The sequence below is a fragment of the Xanthomonas campestris pv. asclepiadis genome, assembly GCF_020784175.1.
GTDB lineage: Bacteria > Pseudomonadota > Gammaproteobacteria > Xanthomonadales > Xanthomonadaceae > Xanthomonas > Xanthomonas campestris_D.
In genome coordinates this window covers 22,245-42,944 of sequence record NZ_JAJGQM010000008.1, presented here as the reverse complement: position 1 = coordinate 42,944, position 20,700 = coordinate 22,245, and the positions used below count along the sequence as shown (strand labels likewise).

The window sequence follows — 20,700 nt, the reverse complement described above, 5'->3', positions numbered from 1 at the left end:
TCCGGCGATCGAGCCTTGCGGCCAGCCTATCGAATGCAGCATGCGCGCCAACTATCAAGCCGCGCGCGCTACGTTTCCTGCACTCAATCGACCGGACTGTCGCCATCACTGTCGCCATCACTGTCGCCATCGCTGTCGGCACGCGCGAACATCGGCAGGCGCAGGCGCGAACGATGCCCTTGCACCGGCGCCGGGTCGGCGCCGGCGACTCCCCGGAAGTAGCCGCGCTGCCATTTCTCGCGCGCCGCGGCCGACTGCGCATCCGGCAGTTCCTCCAGAAACTGCGTGCGGCTCTGCGTCCAGTCGGCATGCTGCTGCGCCAGTTGCGGTGCCTCGGACAGGGGCTTCCACTGCGGCTGCACCTGTTCGATCAGCTGCCGCGGCAGCGGGAACAGGTGGCAGAACGGCTCGCCGGCCGCGAAGCGCACGTGCCCAGGCCGGGTGAACTTCCAGTTCATGGTGAAGGTGTACGGGCTCCAGTCGGTTTCGACCATGCCGCTCAGCGCGCCGATGCCGTCCTTGGGCCGGTTCAATGGCCCGGTGACGAACAGATCCATGCCGGTATCGGTACGAAACAGGCAGGGCACGTGAAAGGTCAGCACGCCGTAGCCGAAGTGGCTGATCGCCGGTGCCGCGGCGCCTGCATCGGCACTGATCCGGATCGCGTCCAGGCCATCGCGGCCGTCCCAGCTGGCCTCGAACCCGGCCTGGCACAGCAGCTCCCAGCCATGCGCATTGGCGATCGCCAGCGGCAGGCAGCGGTAGGCATAGCGCTGGTCGGTGGCGTCCATCCAGTCGCGCTCGTGCGGGGCGGGGCGGATGTCCAGCGTATGGCCATCCAGGACGTAGGCAATGAGCTTCATGCGCGGGCGTCGGCGTGGCGATGGGCCCGCGATGATAGCCGTGCCGCATGTTCAGCCGAACGACTTGTCTCCCTGGCGCGCGGGCCCCATCCTGACTGCATGACCGATAACGCTCTCACTCTGGCCGAAACCCGGCTGCTGCTTCCTTCCGGCCTGGACACCGGCCATCTCGACCGTACCTTCGGCGCCCTGCTGGGCCCGGGCATCGACTTCGGCGACCTGTACTTCCAGCATTCGCGACGCGAGAGCTGGAGCGTGGAAGACGGCATCGTCAAGGACGGTGCGCATTCCATCGAACAAGGCGTGGGCGTGCGCGCGATTGCCGGCGAAAAGACCGGCTTCGCCTATTCCGACGATATCCAGCGCGACGCCTTGCTGGAGGCGGCGCAGTCCGCACGCGCGATCTCGCGCGAGGGCGGCGCGCAATCCACCCGTTCGCTGGTGCGTGGCAATGGCCGCGCGCTGTACCCGGCCACCGACCCGATCGACGACATGGACAGCGCGACCAAGGTCGAGTTGTTGCGTCGTATCGACCAGTACGTGCGCGCGGCCGACCCGCGCGTCAAGCAGGTGATGGTGAGCCTGTCCGGCGGTGTGGACACGGTGCTGATCGCGCGCAGCGACGGCGTACTGGCCGCCGACGTGCGCCCGCTGGTGCGCTTGAACGTGCAGGTGATCGTCGAACAGGGCGGACGCCGCGAATCTGGCTATTCCGGCGGCGGCGGCCGTTACGGCTATGCCGAACTGTTTGCCGACGGCCGCCCGGAAGGCTTCGCCCGCGAAGCGTTGCGTCAGGCGCTGGTCAATCTGGAGGCGATTCCCGCACCGGCCGGCGTGATGCCGGTGGTGCTCGGCCCAGGCTGGCCCGGCGTGCTGCTGCACGAGGCGGTGGGGCATGGCCTGGAAGGCGACTTCAATCGCAAGGGCACCAGCGTCTACGCCGGCCGCATCGGCGAGCGCGTGGCCTCGCCGGGCGTGACCATCGTCGATGACGGCACCCTGGATGGCCGTCGCGGCTCGCTCAATATCGACGACGAAGGCACGTCCACCCAGTGCACCACGCTGATCGAGGACGGCGTGCTGGTCGGCTACATGCAGGACACCCACAACGCGCGCCTGATGGGCGTGGCGCCGACCGGCAACGGCCGTCGCGAATCATTTGCGCACCTGACCATGCCACGCATGACCAACACCTACATGCGCGCCGGCGAGCACGATCCGCAGGAGATGATCCGCTCGGTCAAGAAGGGCATCTACGCGGTCAACTTCGGCGGCGGCCAGGTCGACATCACCAGCGGCAAGTACGTGTTCTCGGCCACCGAGGCCTACCTGATCGAAGACGGCAAGGTCACCGCGCCGGTGAAGGGCGCCACGCTGATCGGCAACGGACCGGAGACCATGCAGAAGGTGCGCATGATCGGCAATGACCTGGCGCTGGACGAAGGCGTGGGCGTGTGCGGCAAGGACGGGCAGAGCGTGCCGGTCGGCGTCGGCCAGCCGTCGCTGTTGATCGACGGCATCACCGTTGGCGGAACGCAGGCCTGAGATGCGGGGAATTGGGAATCGGGATTCGGGAATCGCAACGGCAGGAGCGGGATATCGCGTTTTTGAGCCTTGCGCCGCGTCGGGCTTGATGCCGCGAATCGGGATAAGAGCATCGGGAAGCGCAGCGGTAGAGGCGCGCAGCGTCTTCGGCGCGCAGGTGTCGCCGACCCAGGTTGCCGATGTTGGAAGCATGCTGCCGCGATTGGCTGCGGCGGAGGCGCTCGTTGAGCAGTTGCGCGAATGCGGCCGCCAGGTCCTATTCGTCGTCTTCCAGATCCTGGTCGTCTTCCAATCCCGAATCCCCACTCTCCAATCCCTGCGCCTGAGACAACTCGCGCAGAACCTGGAACAGCTCGCGGTAGGCGCGCGGCGGTTTGTTCTTGGCGCGCTCGTGGATGGCGTTGCGCACCAGTTGGCGCAGTTGCTGACGGTCGGCGGCCGGGTAGGCTTCCAGCAGCTCGGCCAGCGCCACGTCGCCTTCGGCGAGCAGGCGCTCGCGCCAGCGCTCGACGCGGTGGATCGCGGCCACCTCACGGCGCGCGGTGTCGCTGTTGGCATCCAGCGCATCGCGGATCGCGGCCAGCGTTTCGTCGTCCTCGCGGCGCATGTGCTTGGCCAGAAACGCCAGCTGGCGCTTGTGCGCGATATGCGAGGTGATGCGCTTGCTCTCCTCGATATGCGGGATCAGCGATTCGGGCACCGGCAACTTGGCCAGCTGCGCCGGAGTGAGCGCCACCAGCTTTTCGCCCAGGTCGAAGATTTCCAGCGCCTCGCGCCGCTGCTGGCTGCGGCTGGCGCCGCGGAATTCACCGGTGTCTTCGTCGCGTCCGCGCATTGCCAATACATCCCAAAACAGACTGATTAAAAATTCTGGCCATGCCGGCCAGCTCTTGCGTAGGGACCCTCCATCAGGTCACTCGCACCATGAGACTAGGATAAAGCATTGAACGCACTCTCCTCTGAAACACGTGTCCACGACGACAGCCTGCAGCGCCTGGAAGCGCTCACCGACATCGCCCAGCGCCTGCTCGAGCGCGCCCGTGCGTCCGGCGCCACCCAGGCTGAAGTGAGCTGCAGCGAAGAGCGCGGCCTGGATGTCAATGTGCGCCTGGGCGACGTGGAGACGGTGGAATCCACCCGCGACCGCGGCATTGCGGTCACCGTGTACTTCGGCAAGCGCAAGGGCAGCGCAAGCACCGCCGATCTGCAGGATTCCAGCCTGGAATCGACCGTTGCCCAGGCCTGCGCGATCGCCCGCTACACCGAAGACGATGTTGCCGCCGGCCTGGCCGACCCGGAGCTAATGGCGCGCGACTTCCCCGAGCTGGACAGCTGGCACCCCTGGGCGCTGGACGCCGACACCGCAGTGGACCTGGCGCTGGCCTGCGAGACTGCCGGGCGCGATGCCGACGCGCGCATCAGCAACTCCGATGGCGCCTCGGCCAGCACCGGGCTCAGCCTGTCGGTCTACGCCAATTCGCATGGCTTCATCGGCCGCGAGCGCGGCACCCATCATTCGATCAGCTGCGCGCTGATCGCTGGCCAGGGCGACGGCATGCAGCGCGATGGCTGGTACAGCAGCGCGCTGGCGCGCGAGGACCTGGAGGCGCCGGAAGCGATCGGCCGCCACGCCGCCGAACGCACCCTGGCGCGGCTGCAGCCACGCTTGCTGCCGACCGGCCAGTTGCCGGTGCTGTTCGCGCCGGAGGTGGCGCGCTCGCTGGTCGGGCACCTGCTCGGCGCGGTCTCCGGCGGCGCGCTGTATCGCCGCGCCAGCTTCCTGCTCGACAGTGTCGGCAGCAAGCTGTTCCCGGACTGGTTCAACATCGAAGAGCTGCCGCACCTGCGGCGCGGCCTGCGCTCGGCCGCGTTCGACGGCGAAGGCGTGGCGACCCGGCGTTCGGCATTGATCAGCGACGGCGTGCTGCAGCGCTATGTGCTGGGCAGCTACTCGGCGCGCAAGCTCGGCCTGCAGACCACCGCCAACGCCGGCGGCGTGCATAACCTGCAGGTCACCGCCAATGCCGGCGATCTGAGGTCGATGATCGCCGGCATGTCGCGCGGCCTGCTGGTCACCGAGCTGATGGGTAACGGGGTCAATCCGGTGACCGGCGACTATTCGCGCGGCGCCGGTGGCTTCTGGATCGAGAACGGGGCGGTCGCCTATCCCGTCGACGGGTTGACCATCGCCGGCAATCTGCGCGAGATGTTCGCCGGCATCGAAGCGGTCGGCAACGACGTCGATCCGCGCTCGCACGTCAAGATCGGCTCGGTGCTGCTCAACCGCATGACGGTGGCAGGCGACAGCTGAGCGCGGCGGACCAGGACCACCCTGCGCGCGCGCGTCTTGCCGCTGTACTTGTCGGCAGTCGCCGTGCGCCAGCGAGACCATGTCTTCCCGCACTGGTGGCTGGCTGAATCGTTGCTATAGTCCGCCGCACCACAACCATGCATGGGGAGACATGATGAGCGAATTCGAGTCGCACGCCGCACCGCCGCCGCCGCCGATCGGCAGCAGCACGCCGTCGGAGGAGCGCACCCTGGCACTGGCCGCGCATCTGCTCGGGATCCTGACATCCTTCATCGGCGCTCTGGTGATCTGGCTGATCAGCAAGGACGCCAGCCCGTCCAAGCCGTTCGCCACCGACCAGGCCAAGGAAGCGTTGAATTTCCAGATCACCGTGATCATCGCCTATGTGGCTGCGGTGATCCTGACCATCGTGTCGTTCGGCATCCTGTTCTTCGTGCCGACGCTGGTATGGATCGCCAATCTGGTGTTCTGCATCCTGGCCGCGGTCAAGGCCAACAACGGCGAGCATTACCGTTATCCGTTCACGCTGCGCCTGATCAAGTAATCCGGCACAATGCCAATGACAAAGGCCCGGCATCGCTGCCGGGCCTTTGTCGTTTCGGGCATTGACGCGATCAGTTCTGCGCCGGCGTGTTTTCGGCGAAGTACTCGTGGCTGTCGGCATTGGTGATTGCCTGGGCCGGGTTGCTGATCGCCAGGTTGCGCGCACCGGACTGGCCATACACGCGGTCCTGGGTGCCGGCCACCGCGGTGAAGTGGCTCATCTCGTGCACCAGCGTACCGGCCTTGGAGTCGGTGCCCTGGGTCGGCGCGCTCCAGAACGCGTTGCAGACGTAGATCTCGTACGGCGCATTGGCGTAGACGTACGCATAGGCGCTGTCGGTGCAATCGCAGTTGATGGTGATCTGGCCGTTGTTCTGGTCCAGCGCGTTGTCGATGTTGACGAAGTTCGAGCTAACCCGGCTGTAGCGCGAGGCGTTGTAGGCGCCGAACCAGGTGGTGTAGCGCGCGCCGGTGCTGCCGGCATTGAGATAATTGCGCGCGTTCTGCGAGTAGGCGCGGGCCGCCGTGACCGCGCTGCCGGCCTGGCTGGTGCGGGTGGTGCTGCAGTTCAGGTAATTGACGCCGTTGACCACGGCGGTCGGACCGATCGCCATCCGGCGCTGCACGCCGCGGTTGACGCCGTCCAGCCACACCGTCAACGGCGCGCTGCCGGCCACCGCGGTCTTGCCATCGGCGGTCTTCAGCAGGCTGCCATCGGCCAGCGAGGCGTACTGCAGCGGCGAGCTGACACGGATGGTGTAGTTGCCGCTGGTGGACAGGTCGTAGGCGGCAGCCAGGTCGACCACGCCCTGCACGGTCTGGCCGGGCTTGAGGATGGTGAAGTCGGCCGCCTTGGGCAGGCCGCGCTTGACCAGGCGTCCGGTGTAGGTCACCGGGGCGCCATCGCGGCTCACTTCCAGGATGCCGTTGTCCAGCGATTGCAGCGGCAGCCGGTAGGTCGGTACGCGGGCGATCTGGCTGCCGTTATTGGTGACGGTCACTGCAATCTTGCCCTGGTGTCTCCCGGCCTGATCGGCGACCGGCGCCAGTTCAATGGTCAACGGGACCGGGCCGCGCACGGACTGCGCCTGCGCCGAACCGAGCACGCCAACAACGGCCAACGTACCTGCTGCAAACGATGCGAGAAAAACGTTCTTCACCAGTGACTCTCCATGTGGTCGGGGGATGTCCGCAGACGCGGGCAGGTCAACCTAGGCAGAGCGAGCAGACGCAACAAGAGAACCGATTGATGCCGTTTTTGGCCTGCTGGTGATCACGTAACGACAAAAACAGACACGGATGGCGACAATTCGGCCGAAAATTGCGTTGTCATCCACACTTTGCGATCAATTTCTGAAAATGCTCTTGTGAAAATTTACGGAAAGAGAATTTACGTTCTGTGACACAGCGCATCGCCTGCAGGGCGGCGCGCTACAAACACACCGTGCGCTGGCGCACGGTGTGCGCAAAGAGCAGCGCGATCGCTTGATCGACGCCGGTATCCAGGTGCACGAAAAGGTACGGTGTGCGTCCACTGGAGCGCGGAAGAGGCTGCGTCCGGGCCACCAATTGTCCGAGAGCTTGGTCGCCGTCGTCGCTGCAGGCAGCTGGCTGATCGTCGGTCGGCCGTGCGCGAACAGGGCGCAGCCCATGCCTCGGTCATCCGTTCGCCGGCCACCACGATGATCGGCGCACGCACGTCACTGCCCAGGCCGGCCGATGACTGCTCTTGCGTGAGTGTCTGCGCATGTCTGGCGCGGGTGCGGGTACGAGATGTACGGCACGGCGGTAAGGCTGCACGCCGCTCGCACGAATGCTGCGTTCTAGTGCGCGCGGTCCACCGCAAACCGGCCCAGCGTCGCCAGCGTGTCGCCGGGCGCGCCGTAGGGCTGCAGGATGTCGTGCATGCGCGTGGCCAGTTCGGCCAGCTTGGCCTTGGCGCCCTCCATTCCGAGCAGGGCGGGATAGGTGGATTTAGCCTGCGCGGCGTCCTTGCCGGCGGTCTTGCCCAGCTGCGCCGAGCTCGATTCCACATCCAGGATGTCGTCGCGGACCTGGAACGCCAGCCCCAGCGCGTCGGCGAACGCATCCAGGCGCTGCTGATCGTCGGCTGCGGCAGCTCCGGTGAGCGCGCCCATGCGCACGGCGGCGCGGATCAGTGCGCCGGTCTTGAGTGCGTGCATGCGCTCGAGATCGCGCAGCGATTGCAACTGGCCGGTGGCATCGATATCCAGCGCCTGGCCGCCGCACATGCCGGCAGCGCCCGCGGCGGTGGCCAGACTCTGCAGCCAGCCGACCCGCAGCTCCGCGCTGACCGGGGCCGCAGCCAGCAGCTCGAAGGCGCGTGTCTGCAGCGCGTCGCCGGCCAGGATCGCCGTGGCTTCGTCAAAGGCGATATGCACGGTGGGCTGGCCGCGGCGCAGGGCGTCGTCGTCCATTGCCGGCAAGTCGTCGTGCACCAGCGAATAGGCGTGGATCAGTTCCACCGCCACCGCGGGTGTGTCCAGGCTGTCCTCGTCGGCGCCGAACAGTGCGCCGGTCGCATACACCAGCAGCGGACGCATGCGCTTGCCGCCGCCCAGCACCGCGTGCCGCATCGCCGCGTGCAGTCGTTGCGGCGCCAGCGCCGGGCTTGGCAGACAGGCTTCCAGGCGGCGTTCGGTGCGGCCGATCCAGTGGTCGAACAACGCCGAACTCACCTCAGCCGCCGTCCTGCGACGGCGGCTCGAAAGCTTCGGCCAGATCGGGGCGCGCGGGGTCGGTCAGCATGCGCACGCGCAGTTCGGCGTGTTCCAGCGCCTGCTGGCAGTCGCGGTACAGACCGATGCCACGCTCGTAGGCCGTGAGCGATTGCTCCAGGCTCTGGTCGCCGACTTCCATCTTCTGCACCAGTTGCTCGAGTTCTTCCAGCGACTGTTCGAAGCGGGCGACCGGGGAGGTTTCATTCAAGGATTTTTTGACCATCGCCAAAGTGTGCGGCGCGCAGGCAGGCGGGTCAATTCGCATTGGCGTCGTCGCGCCAGTGCAAGGATGCGCCGTTGGCCTGCAGCCAGTCGCTCAATGCCGCGGAGAGGATGCAATCGCCGGCTGCCAGCACCTGGCCATCTGCCCACAGGATCGGCAGGCGCGCGCGTTGCCAGGGCGGTAGATCCAGCGCCTGCAGCAGGTGCTTGAGCCGGTGCGAATGCGCGCGCTGCGGCAGCACGATGCGTTCGCCACCCTGGCGTGCGCGCACCAGCAGCGGTTGCGCGAAGCGCAGGCCGGCTGCGCCGTGCAACTGCAGGCAGGCGCCATCCGGCAGTGGCAGCGGGGTTGCGCCATCCCAGCATGCCTGCCATGCCGCCGGCCACGCGGCGCGCGGATGCAACAGGTACAGGCACTGGCGCCAGCGTCGCACCTGCACCTGTTGCCAGGCAAAGCAGGCCTGCCGATCCGGCGCGTCGTCCTCGATCTCCTGCTCTAGTGCAGCCACGCCGTGCGCAGGCAGCGGTAGCGCTTGCGCTGCCGCCACCCAGGCGCGCAGCAGCCGCGGCCGACGTGCTGCCGGCTGTGTACGCAAGGCCTGCAGATCCAGTGCGCCTGCGGCGGTCAGCAGGCCGGGCAGCAGCGCGGTGTCCTCCTGCAGCAGCAGGTCGCTGGCATCGGCGCTCAGCTGCGCGCTGCGCGCCAGTGCCTCGGCGGCCTGCGGCCAACGCTGCTGCAATACGGGCAACAGCTGGGTACGCAGGAAGTTGCGGTCGTGGCGGGCATCGGCATTGCTGGGGTCTTCGATCCACTGCAGGCCCTGTGCCTGTGCGTACGCCAGCACCTCGGCGCGCGCGCGCTCCAGCAAGGGACGCCACAGCATGCCGGCCGCGAAAGGACGCTGCGCGCGCATCGCGGCCAAGCCGTCCGGGCCGGAAGCGCGCAATGCGCGCAGCAGGAAGGTTTCGGCCTGATCGTCGCGATGGTGCGCCAGCGCCAACCATTCGCCGGGCGCCAGTGCCGCGGCAAACGCGGCGTGGCGTGCATGGCGTGCCGCCGCTTCCAGCCCCAGGCCGCTATCGCGCGCGACCTGCACGCGCGCAATCTGCAAGGGGACGTGCAGGGCATCGCACTGACGCTGGCAGTGCGCGGCCCAGGCGTCGGCATCGGCATGCAGGCCGTGATGCACATGCACCGCACGCAGCCCCGTGTCGCGATAACGCGGCGTCGCTGCCAGCAGGTGCAGCAAGACGCTCGAATCCACGCCGCCGCTGTAGGCGACCAGCACCGGGCCAGGCGGCAGTGCCGGTGGCAGCAACCCGGTCATTGATGCAGGTGGCTTGCTGCGACGCTGCATCCGGGTGCGAGCGGCGACGACTGACTCGCCGCTGCCGTCCGCGCTGCGCGCAGCCTGCCCATCAGCGCTTGGCCGCAGTCTCGAACGTGGCCGACTGCGGCAACTCCACCGGCACGCCGGTGCTGTCGCAGGTACCGGCCTTGCACAGGCGCTCGCGCAGGCGCGGGGTGGCCTGGACGATGACGTGGTAGATCACATTCTCCTCCAGCGTGCCGCGGAAGGCCGCGCTGCCCGGGCCGGTGGCCCAGATGCCGACGTCTTCGCCGCCATGGCTTTCAGACTTGGTCGGCACCAGCGATTCCTGCATGTAGCTGGGCGCCTCGGTGTCGACGTGGGTCAGGTCCGGGCGGCCGGCGGCCGGCTCGCTGCTGCTGGGTTCGTGCGGGTACTTCTTGGCGCCGGCCGGCTGCGCGTTGCTGGCGCCGGTGTAGCCGGGGCCGTTGGCGTAGCTCAGCGTGGTGTAGGGCTGGCCGGCCAGGTCGGTGGCCAGTTGGGTGCGGTCGCCTTCTTCGCCGCCGGTGCCGCGCACCTTGCCCAGGATCGGGTTGCCGCGCACCGGGTAGCCAACGAAGTTGAGCGTATGCGAATGGTCGGCGGTGACGATGATCAGCGTGTCCGGCGGCGCGGTCTGCACGGCGGCGCGCACCGCATCGGACAGCGACACGGTTTCATCGAGCGCGCGGTAGGCATTGCCGGCGTGGTTGGCGTGATCGATACGGCCGCCTTCGACCATCAGCACGAAGCCGTTCGGGTCGCGCGACAGCGACTGGATCGCAGTGCGGGTCATCTCGGTCAGGCTGGGCTCGCCTTGCGCGGTGCGATTGCGGTCGTGATCGAACTGCATGTGATCCGGCTCGAACAGGCCCAGCAACGCGGGCGCGCCGGAGGCCGCCTGCAACTGTTGCTCGTTCCAGACATAGGCGCCTTGCGGGTGCGCCTGTTTCCATTCGGCGACCAGGTCGCGGCCGTCCAGGCGCAGGCCGACCTTGTCGTCGTACTCCGGATCGCGTTCCTGCACGGTCTGGAACTGGCTGCGTCCGCCGCCCAGCACCACCTGCGGGCCGCGCCCGAAGCGCGCGGTGGATAGCAGTTGCTGGGCGATGTCCTGGCAGCCGGCGGTGCGGGCGGACTCGGGCAGGTCGGTATCGTTTTCCCAGTTGCGGTCCGGCGAATGCGCATAGGTCGCCGCCGGGGTGGCGTGGGTGAGGCGGGTCGTGGTGACCACACCGGTGGCCATGCCGGCGCTGTCGGCCAGCTGCAGCCAGCTCAGCAGGCCCTTGCCCAGGCTGTCGGCGCAGTCGCTGCGGTTGCCGCTGCTGACCCCGATCGCGCCCATATGCGTTTTCACCCCGGTGGTGATCGCGGTCATGGTGCCGGCCGAATCCGGCGTCTGCGAATCGGTGTTGTAGGTCTTGCTGAAGGCGGTGGCCGGGAATTGCTCCCACGACAGCAGGTTCTCTTCGCCCGGCCCGCCCTTGCGCTGGCCATCCAGGATGCGCGCTGCCGCCACCGTGGTCAGGCTCATGCCGTCGCCCAGGAACAGGATCACGTTGCGCGCGCGCCCGGCCATCGCGCCGTTGCCGGCTGCGCGCGCGGCGCCCGAGCGGTACCACCATTGCGGCGTCTCGCCGGCGGGATGCGCCACCTGCGGCACCTCCACGCGCACGGCGGCGGGCGCGGATGCGCTGGTGCCGGCGCTGGACGCGCAGGCGGCGACACACACGGTGGTCAGGGCGGCGAGAGCAGGCAGGCGGTAACGCATCGGCATCGAACTCGTGACTGAATCAGCGCGCATTATGCCGGGATGCCTGGTGTCACACAGATGACACGCCGCTGTTCCAGTCGTGGCCTCGCGGGCGGCGCGGGCCTGGGCTATGGTGCATGCACTCTCCCCCGGATGATTCGACGCATGACATTGGTCTCGGCCTGGTTGCGCATTCCGTTCTGGCAACGCGTGGTGGCCGGCTTCGTCCTCGGCGCGCTGGCCGGCTGGGCCATGGGCCCGGCGGCCGATGTGTGGTTCGGCCCACTCGGCGATCTGTACGTCACCCTGATCAAGATGATCGCGATCCCGCTGGTGTTCTTTGCGGTGATCAATGCGATCTCCTCGCTGCACGGGCAAAAATCCGTCGCCGCGCTCGGTGGGCGCACCTTCCTGTGGTTCGTCATCACCGCCGCGCTGGCGGTGGGCGTGGGCCTGGCAGTGGGCACGCTGATGCAGCCCGGCGCCGGCCATTTCAGCCTGAGTGTGGATTCGGCCTGGAAACCGCGCGATGTCCCCAGCCCGATCAAGGTGCTGCTGGACGTGGTGCCGTCCAATCCGTTCTTTGCGCTGACCGGCATCGGCACCAAGACCAATGCGGCCGGCGAAACGGTGCTGGCGGCCGGGCGCGGATCGATCCTGCCGGTGATCTTCTTCGCTGCGTTGCTGGGCTTTGCGATGGTCAAGCTCGGCGAGCGCGTGGCCGAGGCGCGCAAGCTCACCGCGCAGCTGAGCGACATCATGATCCAGGTCACCCGCTTCGTGCTGGAAATGACCCCGCTGGGCACCTTCGGGCTGATCGCCAGCCTGGTCGGCAGCTATGGTTTCGAGAAGCTGCTGCCGTTCGGCAATTTCGTGCTGGCGCTGTATGTGGCCTGCGCGATCCATATCGTGGTGGTCTACAGCAGCCTGTTGTTGCTGCACGGATTGAATCCGTGGAAGTTCTTCCGCGGCGCCGCGCCGGGCATGCAGGTGGCCTTCGTCAGTTCATCGAGCTTTGCCGCGATGCCGGTGGCGATGCGCTCGATCACGCACAACCTGGGCGTCAGCAAGGACTATGCCGCGTTCGCAGTGCCGCTGGGTGCCAGCATCAAGATGGATGGTTGCGGTGCGATCTTCCCGGCCTTGTGCGCGGTGTTCATCGCGCAATACACCGGCGTGCCGCTGACCGCAAACCAGTACTTCGTGGTGTTGATCGCCTCGGTGCTCGGCAGCTTCGGCACGGCCGGCGTGCCCGGCACCGCGGTGATCATGGCCACGGTGGTGCTGAGTGCGGCCAATCTGCCGCTGGAAGTGATCGGCTATCTGTATGCGATCGACCGCATCCTCGACATGATGCGCACCATGACCAATGTGACCGGGCAGATGCTGGTGCCGGTGCTGGTGGCCAAGGAGACCGGCCTGCTCGACAAGGCAGTCTACGAGTCGGCATCGACTAACGTGGGGCTGGAAGATCCGCTGACCGACCACGCTCCGACGCAGCGCTGACCGCCGCCGATGCGCGTCGGATTTCCCACGCTGCGCGATCGCCTGCAGCAGTTGCCTGAGCTGGAGAGCGTCGACGGCGTGTTCGTGCAGCGGTCGTTGGCCGACGACCCGTTCGAGCAGCAGTATCTGGACGTCCGGCGCAAGGAAGGCCGGCTCTACACCGATGCACAGGTGCGCAGCCTGCCGCGCCCTGGCGGCAAGCTCGGCACCAGTCTGGAATGGCAGGTGCGTGCGCTGTCCAGCGCGTTGCTGGTCCAGCACCTGCGCGCGCAGGCAGGCGAGGGCGCCATTGCCGAACTGGGCTGCGGTAACGGCTGGTTGTCGCAGTTGCTGGCGCAGTCGCTGCAGCGCGACGTCTGCGGTATCGACGTCAATCGCACCGAACTGGCCCAGGCTGCGCGTGTGTTCGGCCACGACCAGCGCCTGAGCTTTATCGCCGCCGACATCCAGACCCTGGCGCTGCCGCGCGATCTCTTCGACGTCATCGTGATCCCGGCCTGCATCCAGTATTTCGCCGACCCCGCCGCATTGGTCATCCGCTTGCTCGCCCAACTGCGCGACGGCGGCGAACTGCATATCCTGGACAGCCCGCTGTATGCAGATGCGCGAGCTGCCAATGCAAGCGCCGCGCGCAGCCTACGCTATTTCACAGACCTGGGCGTTCCGGCGCTGGCCGCGCACTACCATCAGCACACCTACGCCAGCTTCGACCGCTTTGCTGTGCAGCGACTATTCGACCCGCGACGCCCAGGCGCGCGTCTGCGGCGGATGCTCAAGATGAAACAGCCGCACTTTCCCTGGTTGTGTCTGCGCAGGCAGGACAACCTGGACGCGCTACGTTCCTGATTGAAGCATCCGCGCTGCCGGACGATGCGTCGGGCGTTATTGGTTGTGCGCACTGGGGTCCCACCCGCATGGCACACTGCCAGCTCATCCATTGACGAGGGCGGGCGGTGATTGGCCAACAGCGTGATCTGACATTTCGTTTTCTGGCCGAGCCCAGTGACGTCAATTTCGGCGGCAAGGTGCATGGCGGCGTGGTGATGAAGTGGATCGACCAGGTCGGCTTTGCCGCGGCCAGTGGCTGGAGCGGGCACTACTGCGTCACCGTGGCGGTGGGCGGCATCCGCTTCGTGGCGCCGGTGCGGATCGGGGATCTGGTCGCGGTATCGGCCAAGCTGGTCTACACCGGCCGCACCAGCATGCACTTCGCCATCGACGTGCGGGCGCGCAGCCCGATGGGCGGTGACTCGCGGCTATGCACGCATTGCATCATCGTGTTCGTGGCGATGGACCCGGACGGCATCACCCCGGTGGCGGTGCCGTCCTGGCAGCCGGGTACGCCGGAAGACCAGCGCCTGGCCGAATATGCGCTCAAGGTAATGGAGCTGAGCAAGGGCATCGAGGACACCATGGCGCATTACCAGGCCGACACCGCGCGGTAACCTGCGGCGCACGCTGCGCTGCGCCGTTGGCCCGGCCATGCGCGAGGGGCCACAGGCAGCCTGACACTCGCTGCCTGCCACTTGGCCCGGCGATGGCTGGCACCCTCTGTCATGCAGCGGTCATAGGGCCTGCAGAACGTCCATGGGCGACGACGACGCAACAAAAAGGCCGCGGGATCGCCGCGGCCTCTGTCATGCAATCGACGCAGTGTCCACGCAGTGGGTCACAGCACCCGACGCGCCTGGATGAACTTCTCGCTCCAATAGCCGCTGGCCAGCGAATCCACCCGCACGTCCTTGCCGCGGCTGGGCGCGTGCAGGAACTTGCCATCGCCGACCACCAGGCCCACGTGGTCGATGCGGCCGCGCCTGCCGAAGAACACCAGATCGCCTGCCTTGAGCGCGTTGGGGTCCTTGATCAGTTCAGCAGATTCGTCGCGCGCGATGTCGCGGGAGACGCGCGGCAGGTCGATGCCCAGGGCGGTCTTGAACACATAGCCGACCAGGCCGCTGCAGTCGAAACCTTCGGTGGACTCGCCGCCCCAGACATACGGGGTGCCGAGCAGGGCCATGGCGCGTTGCAGGATCACCTGGACGCGGCTGTCGGCCACGGCGTTCGGGGCGGCGTTGGCCGCGCTCTGGGACACGTCGTAATTGGCCAGCAGGCGGCTGAGGTCACCGGCGAACATCGCCGAACGGTCCATCAGCGGAATGGCGTCGTTGGCGGCCAGATGCGGAAGCAGGGCGGCCAGTGTTGCGGTGGCAGCGGCGTCGGCGCGGCTGCGGGTTGCGGCTTTCTCGGCGGCGACGGTGCTGTCCGGCGGGGCCGTCTGCGGAGCGGATGGGGTGCCGTTGGCGGTCTGGGCCAGGGCGGGAAGGGCTGCGAGCCAAAGAGCGGTGGCGCATAGCAGGCGGAGCGGTTTCCGGGGCGGAAGCGGTGCGGCGCCAGTGATGATCTGTTCGTCGTTCGTCACGCGGGAATCACAATTCTGCTGTCGATGCGGGATGATGCCTTGGTGAAAGAATCGTTACGTTCAAAAAAGGTTAAATTTCCGTTTTATGAAATGTGACAGGCATCACATATCAGGGCAAAACCCGCTTTGAACCTGAATAATGGTCACGCCAGTACGCGCCATCCAGGAAATCCAAGCGGACGGTACCGCCGGTGGTGGGGGCATGCACGAAGCGGCCCTCACCGACATAAATGCCGACATGGGTCACGTTGCCGCTGGAGCCGAAGAACACCAGATCGCCGGTGGTCAGTTTCTCCTGCGGGATGCGCGGCCCCTGTACCTCGGCCAGTTCACGCGAGGTGCGTGGCAGCGACAGCGCCAGCACATCCTTGTAGACATAGGTGACCAGCCCACTGCAGTCGAAGCCGGTCTCCGGCGTATTGCCGCCGAAGCGGTATGGCGTGCCGACCAGGCCCAGCGCACGCATCAGGATGTTATTGGCGGCGGCCGGATTCGACGGTGGCACCTGCGGCCATGCCCGCGGTGTCGGTGGCGGGGCAGCGGCCGGTCGACGGACCGGTGCCTGTGCGCAACCGCCCAGCAGCACGAGCAGGCCCAGCAACGAACTGGCCGCGGCGCGGCGGGCGCGGACGGCGAAAACTGGCGTGATATGCATGGAGCCGGGATAATGGGCGGTTCGAAAGGTCGCCATGATGGCGGCGCACCCGGCGGCCGACAAGCCGTCCTCCACCGTCTGCCACCGGGCAGCCTATCCAGAGCCAGGCATGAAGATCGAAAAAGACAGCGTCGTCCGCTTCCACTACACCGTTTCGGAGATTGGCCAGGAGCCGATCGAGAGCTCCAAGGAGCGTGACCCGTTGGCGATCATGATCGGTCACGGCAACATCATTCCGGGCCTGGAAGCGGCCATGATGGACAAGCAAGCCGGCGAGAGCTTCGGCGTGGACGTCAAGGCCACCGAAGCCTACGGCGAATACCGCGAAGGCCTGAGCCAGCGCGTGCCCAAGAAGCACTTCGGCGCCACCAAGCTGGTACCGGGCACCCAGGTGGTGCTGCAGACCAACTTCGGCCCGCGCGCAGTGACAGTGCAGAAGGTCGGCATGAGCGTGGTCGATGTCGATCTCAATCACCCGATGGCCGGCAAGGATCTGCACTTCGACGTGGAGATCATCGAGGTGCGTGAAGCCACCCAGGAAGAGCGCGACCACGGGCATGTGCATGGCGAAGGCGGCCATCACCACTGAGCGCAGCCGTCACTGTCTGTGTGGCGGGCCGACCGATGCGGGCAATCGGCAATATCGGCATGCACCGCGTGGTGATGCCGATTCGCCTGCGCAGGTCGTGTTCGCCCGACCAACGCTCGCTGGATGTGTTTCCGCGGCCCGCCATCTCGGCGGGCTGTTTGCATGGTGCGCGCCGTAATCGCCGCGCCGCGTTGTGCGCGCCGCGATGACCCCGCGCGATCTTCTGCTGCCCGTTGCAACCAGCGAGCGAATTGCCGTGCTGGACGTGCTGCGCGGTGTTGCGCTGCTGGGCATCCTGCTGATGAATATCGAAGCCTTCGTCGGCCCGCTCGATCTGGCGGTCACCGGCGTGGAGCCGCATTGGCACGGTGCCGACCGGGTTGCCGATGCGCTGGTGTATCTGTTCGTGCAGGGCAAGTTCTACACGCTGTTCTCGCTGCTGTTCGGCATGGGGTTTGCGGTGATGGCGCAACGCGCCGCGCAGGCCGGGCGGAGGTTGTTCGGCCCGTATCTGCGTCGCACCGTTGCGCTGCTGGTAATCGGGCTGGCGCATGCGCTGCTGCTGTGGTCCGGCGATATTCTGGTGACCTACGCCTTGCTGGCCTTGTTGCTGCTGGCCACACGCGCGGTGCCGACGGTGACGCTGCCGTGGTTTGCCGCACTGGTCTACTGTTGCGCGCCCGGGATGATGCTGCTGTACGGCGTCGCGGGCACCTTGACCCAGCTCGACCCGGCATCTGCCGTGGAATGGAAGGCCGCGGTGGCCGACGCAGCGCAACAGGCAGCAGCGAACGTGCAGGCGCAGCGCGCCGCCTTCGGTAGCGGCAGCTATGCGCAGGCCACGCTGCAGCGCTGGCACGACCTGCAGCAGGCGATGACCGGGCTGAGCATCAACGGCCCGGCGATGCTCGGCATGTTCCTGCTGGGCAGCTGGTTCGTGCGCAGTGGGGCGATCGCCGCGCCCGAGCGCTTCCCGCGCCTGTTCCGCGCTTTGCGCTATGGCGCACTGCCACTCGGACTGGGCGTGATGGGGGTGAGTTACGCGCTGGAACCGTGGATCGATCCGGCGCGCCTGGATCTGCGCCTGTCGGGTGCATTCGCGTTGTCGCTGATTGCCGGACCGCTGATGAGCCTGGGCTATGCGGCGTGGGTGGTGCGCCTGGCACCGCGCCTGGCATGGCTGGCGCCCGCCGGGCGCATGGCGCTGACCAACTACCTGATGCAATCGTTGGTGTGCACGTGGATCTTCTACGGTTACGGGCTTGGCTACTTCGAACAGCTGCCGCGCGTATGGCAGCTGCCGTTCGCGCTGGCGTTGTTTGCGCTGCAGGTGGTGCTGAGCCAGCTGTGGTTGCGCTGGTTCCGCTTCGGGCCGATGGAATGGCTATGGCGCAGCGTGACCTATCTGCGTGTGCCGCCGATGCGCCGCAGCAGCGTGCGCGTGGGGTAGTGCGCACATGAGCGCCGCGCCTGTCGATGTGGTGGTGGTCGGTGCCGGCGCCATTGGGCTGGCGACTGCGCTGGCACTGGTCGAAGCGGGCCGGCAGGTGCACGTGCTCGATGCCGGTGCGGTGGGTGCGGCGACGTCGTACGGCAACTGCGGCACCATCACGCCGAGCCATGCGCCGCCGCTGGCAGCGCCGGGCATGATCGCGCAGGCGCTGAAGTGGATGCTGACGCCGGACGCGCCGCTGTATATCCGGCCACGTCTTGACCCGGCGCTGTGGCGCTGGTTGCTGCAGTTCGCGCAGCGCTGCAATACGCGTCACTGGCAGGCCAGCGCGCAGGCGCGCGCGGCGTTGCTGGGCGATGCGCGGCAACGCTTCGACGACTGGGTCGAGCGCTATGCGCTGGACTGCGAATTTCGCAGCGATGGGCTGGACTATGTGTTTGCCGATGCGCGCCGCTTTGCGCACTATCGCCACGAGTGCAACGTGCTTGCGCAGTGGGGTATCCAGGCCGAGATGATCGAGGGTGCCGACTACGTGCGCCAGGATCCGGCATTCCGTGCGGGCATTGCCGGTGCGATCCATTTCCCCGGCGATGCGCATCTGCGCCCGGAGCGTTACACCGCAGAACTGGCGAGAGTGCTGCGCGCGCGTGGTGCGGTGATCCAGGCGCAGTGCCGCGTCGATGCGCTGGTGCCGGACGCACGTGGCGCGTGCGTGCACACCGCGCGCGGGCGACTGCAGGCGCGCGAGGTGGTCATCGCAACCGGCCCATGGTCGCCGCTGTTGGCGGCGCAACTGGGCTTGCGTCTGCCGGTGCAGGCCGGCAAGGGCTATTCGATCACCTATACCGCCCCGGCGCTGATGCCGCGTCGCCCGGTGGTGTTGAAGGACCGTTGGGTGTTCGTGGTGCCGTGGCGCGATCGTCTGCGTATCGGCAGCACGATGGAATTCTCCGGGCACGACACCCACCTCAACCCCACGCGTCTGGCGGCACTGGAGCGCGCAGCGGCCGATTATCTGCATGCGCCAGCCGGTCCGGCCGTGATCGAACGCTGGTATGGATGGCGGCCGATGACCTGGGACGACGTGCCGGTGCTGGGCGCGGTGCCGGGCCGTCCTCACGTCTGGCTCGCAGCCGGACATGGCATGCTCGGCATCAGCATGAGCACTGCAAGCGGACAATTGATGGCCGACCTGATCACGGGCCGCGCACCCGCGCTGGACCCGCATCCTTACCGGGCGGAGCGATTCGCGTGAGTGCCCGTTACGATTACGACGTGGTGATCCTGGGCGGCGGCTCCGGCGGATTGGCCGCTGCGTTTCGCGCGGCCAAGCACGGTGCACGCGTGGCGATGATGGAGCCGAACGCCTTGGGTGGCACCTGCGTCAATCTCGGCTGCGTGCCGAAGAAGGCGATGTGGCTGGCGGCCGATCTGGCCGGCAAGATCGAGCTGGCCGGGGCGCTGGGTTTCGATGTGGCACGACCGACATTGGCCTGGCAGGAACTGGTCACGCACCGGCAGGGCTACATCAACAACATCCACGCCAGTTACCGGCGTCGGCTCAACGAAGATAGCGTGGTGATGATTCCGCAGCGCGGCGTGCTGCAGGATCGCCATACCATCATGGGTGGCGATGGCGTGCCGGTCACCGCCGAGCACATCGTGATCGCCACCGGTGCGCATCCGCTGCGGCCGGACATCGACGGTGCCGAGCACGGTGAGGTGTCCGATGATTTCTTCAATCTCTGTCATGCGCCAGAGCAGGTGGCGATTGTCGGCGGCGGCTATATCGCGGTGGAAATCGCCGGCCTGCTGCAGGCGCTGGGTAGTCGCGTGCATTTGTTTGTACAGGGCGAGCGGCTGCTGGAGCGCTTCGATGCCGAGCTGACCCTGCAACTGGCCGACAACCTGCGGCACTTGGGCGTACGCCTGCATTTCGGTTTTTCCACCACCGGGCTGGAACGCGACGTACACGGCAAGCTGCGCGTGCATGGCCATCCCGTGCATCCCAGCGAGCAGGGCAACGATGTCTTCGACCAGGTGTTTTTCGCCACCGGCCGACGCGCCAACACGGCGGGGCTGGGCCTGGAAGCGGCCGGCGTGCGCCTGGGCGGCAAAGGCGAGGTGGTGGTGGACGAAGGGCAGACCACCAGCGTACCGAACATCCATGCCATCGGCGATGTCGGCGGCAAGGTCGGACTGACGCCGGTGGCGATCACGGCGGGACGCAAGTTGATGGACCGCCTGTTCGGCAAGCAGCCCGATGCGCGCATGGACTATGAAGGCGTGCCGAGCGTGGTGTTCTCGCATCCGCCGCTTGGGCAGGTCGGACTGACCGAGGAGCAGGCACGCGCACGGCACGGCAACGCAGTGCGCATCTACCGCAGCAACTTCCGTCCGATGTTGTACGCGCTGGCCGACGCGCCGCAGCGCAGCCTGTTCAAGCTGGTCTGCGTGGGCGAAGAAGAGCGCGTGGTCGGCGTGCATCTGCTGGGCGAAAGCGCCGACGAAATGCTGCAGGGCTTTGCGGTAGCCGTGAAGATGGGCGCGACCAAGCGCGACTTCGACGAGACCGTGGCGATCCATCCCACCTCGTCGGAAGAGATCGTGTTGATGCATTGATGCACTGTGCATCGATGCGGCTGTTGTGGCCGGACCAACGAGGGCATCAGTCCCTTGCCTGATGCCGGTACTGACGTCGGCCCCTGCGTTTCACAACTTGCGGCAGCCCCGCGCAACACCGCATGCTAC

At 67.1% G+C, this 20,700-nt stretch carries 19 protein-coding genes; 10 read left to right on the top strand and 9 right to left on the bottom strand.

The window, feature by feature from the left end; translation table 11 throughout:
• Positions 1–83: 83 nt before the first annotated feature.
• Positions 84–863 carry a DUF6065 family protein gene (locus LL972_RS05925; RefSeq protein ID WP_228326787.1) on the bottom strand — a complete coding sequence of 260 codons (780 nt, stop codon included), beginning with the start codon at positions 861–863 and terminating at the stop codon, positions 84–86.
• Between the two features lie 99 nt (positions 864–962).
• Between LL972_RS05925 and tldD the strand changes: the two genes are divergently transcribed.
• Positions 963–2,408 carry a metalloprotease TldD gene (gene tldD, locus LL972_RS05920; RefSeq protein WP_104648049.1) on the top strand — a complete coding sequence of 482 codons (1,446 nt, stop codon included), beginning with the start codon at positions 963–965 and terminating at the stop codon, positions 2,406–2,408.
• A 256-nt stretch (positions 2,409–2,664) separates the two neighbouring features.
• Here the strand turns inward: tldD and yjgA are convergent, their stop codons facing one another.
• Complete coding sequence (yjgA, locus tag LL972_RS05915) at positions 2,665–3,243, bottom strand: ribosome biogenesis factor YjgA (RefSeq protein ID WP_104648048.1); 579 nt, start codon at positions 3,241–3,243, stop codon at positions 2,665–2,667.
• 108 nt (positions 3,244–3,351) lie between these two features.
• Here yjgA and pmbA point away from each other — a divergent pair, with 108 nt between their 5' ends.
• A complete protein-coding gene (gene pmbA / locus LL972_RS05910) occupies positions 3,352–4,719 on the top strand; it encodes a metalloprotease PmbA (protein ID WP_228326786.1) in 1,368 nt (455 codons plus the stop codon).
• A gap of 79 nt (positions 4,720–4,798) precedes the next feature.
• On the top strand, positions 4,799–5,263 hold the full coding sequence (locus tag LL972_RS05905; protein ID WP_228326785.1) for a DUF4870 domain-containing protein: 465 nt from the start codon (positions 4,799–4,801) through the stop codon (positions 5,261–5,263).
• A 70-nt stretch (positions 5,264–5,333) separates the two neighbouring features.
• Here LL972_RS05905 and LL972_RS05900 read toward each other — a convergent pair whose 3' ends face one another.
• The 5 genes from LL972_RS05900 to LL972_RS05880 all read right to left on the bottom strand — a co-directional run bounded on the left by LL972_RS05900 (position 5,334) and on the right by LL972_RS05880 (position 11,351).
• A complete protein-coding gene (locus LL972_RS05900) occupies positions 5,334–6,422 on the bottom strand; it encodes a M35 family metallo-endopeptidase (RefSeq protein WP_228326784.1) in 1,089 nt (362 codons plus the stop codon).
• 663 nt (positions 6,423–7,085) lie between these two features.
• Positions 7,086–7,961 (bottom strand): polyprenyl synthetase family protein, encoded by an 876-nt coding sequence (locus LL972_RS05895; protein ID WP_228326783.1) that lies wholly within the window; start codon positions 7,959–7,961, stop codon positions 7,086–7,088.
• A gap of 1 nt (position 7,962) precedes the next feature.
• Positions 7,963–8,226, bottom strand: coding sequence for an exodeoxyribonuclease VII small subunit (locus tag LL972_RS05890; RefSeq protein WP_228326782.1), 264 nt, complete (start codon positions 8,224–8,226; stop codon positions 7,963–7,965).
• A 31-nt stretch (positions 8,227–8,257) separates the two neighbouring features.
• Complete coding sequence (gene tilS, locus LL972_RS05885; RefSeq protein ID WP_228326781.1) at positions 8,258–9,553, bottom strand: tRNA lysidine(34) synthetase TilS; 1,296 nt, start codon at positions 9,551–9,553, stop codon at positions 8,258–8,260.
• A 91-nt stretch (positions 9,554–9,644) separates the two neighbouring features.
• Entirely contained in the window at positions 9,645–11,351 is a 1,707-nt protein-coding gene (locus LL972_RS05880; RefSeq protein ID WP_228326780.1) for an alkaline phosphatase, read from the bottom strand.
• A 141-nt stretch (positions 11,352–11,492) separates the two neighbouring features.
• Between LL972_RS05880 and LL972_RS05875 the strand changes: the two genes are divergently transcribed.
• From LL972_RS05875 to LL972_RS05865, 3 genes are all read left to right on the top strand, one after another.
• Positions 11,493–12,833: a dicarboxylate/amino acid:cation symporter gene (locus LL972_RS05875; protein ID WP_228326779.1), complete on the top strand. Its 1,341-nt coding sequence runs from the start codon at positions 11,493–11,495 to the stop codon at positions 12,831–12,833.
• 9 nt (positions 12,834–12,842) lie between these two features.
• Positions 12,843–13,679, top strand: coding sequence for a class I SAM-dependent methyltransferase (locus LL972_RS05870; RefSeq protein ID WP_228326778.1), 837 nt, complete (start codon positions 12,843–12,845; stop codon positions 13,677–13,679).
• 107 nt (positions 13,680–13,786) lie between these two features.
• Positions 13,787–14,278 (top strand): acyl-CoA thioesterase, encoded by a 492-nt coding sequence (locus LL972_RS05865; protein WP_228326777.1) that lies wholly within the window; start codon positions 13,787–13,789, stop codon positions 14,276–14,278.
• Positions 14,279–14,502: 224 nt separating this feature from the next.
• Here the strand turns inward: LL972_RS05865 and LL972_RS05860 are convergent, their stop codons facing one another.
• Both LL972_RS05860 and LL972_RS05855 read right to left on the bottom strand, forming a co-directional pair.
• Positions 14,503–15,252: a C40 family peptidase gene (locus tag LL972_RS05860; RefSeq protein ID WP_228326776.1), complete on the bottom strand. Its 750-nt coding sequence runs from the start codon at positions 15,250–15,252 to the stop codon at positions 14,503–14,505.
• 109 nt (positions 15,253–15,361) lie between these two features.
• Positions 15,362–15,943, bottom strand: a complete 582-nt coding sequence (locus LL972_RS05855) for a C40 family peptidase (protein ID WP_228326775.1) — start codon at positions 15,941–15,943, stop codon at positions 15,362–15,364.
• 73 nt (positions 15,944–16,016) lie between these two features.
• On the opposite strand from LL972_RS05855, the gene LL972_RS05850 reads away from it, so the two are divergent.
• From LL972_RS05850 to gorA, 4 genes are all read left to right on the top strand, one after another.
• The gene (locus LL972_RS05850) at positions 16,017–16,496 is read left to right on the top strand and encodes an FKBP-type peptidyl-prolyl cis-trans isomerase (protein ID WP_104534164.1); all 480 of its coding nucleotides are present in this window, start codon (positions 16,017–16,019) and stop codon (positions 16,494–16,496) included.
• 205 nt (positions 16,497–16,701) lie between these two features.
• The gene (locus tag LL972_RS05845; protein ID WP_228326774.1) at positions 16,702–17,946 is read left to right on the top strand and encodes a DUF418 domain-containing protein; all 1,245 of its coding nucleotides are present in this window, start codon (positions 16,702–16,704) and stop codon (positions 17,944–17,946) included.
• A gap of 7 nt (positions 17,947–17,953) precedes the next feature.
• Positions 17,954–19,204, top strand: a complete 1,251-nt coding sequence (locus LL972_RS05840; protein ID WP_228326773.1) for an NAD(P)/FAD-dependent oxidoreductase — start codon at positions 17,954–17,956, stop codon at positions 19,202–19,204.
• The gene (gene gorA / locus LL972_RS05835) at positions 19,201–20,571 is read left to right on the top strand and encodes a glutathione-disulfide reductase (RefSeq protein ID WP_228326772.1); all 1,371 of its coding nucleotides are present in this window, start codon (positions 19,201–19,203) and stop codon (positions 20,569–20,571) included. The genes LL972_RS05840 and gorA overlap by 4 nt, the downstream gene beginning before the upstream one ends.
• The last annotated feature ends 129 nt before the right edge of the window (positions 20,572–20,700 follow it).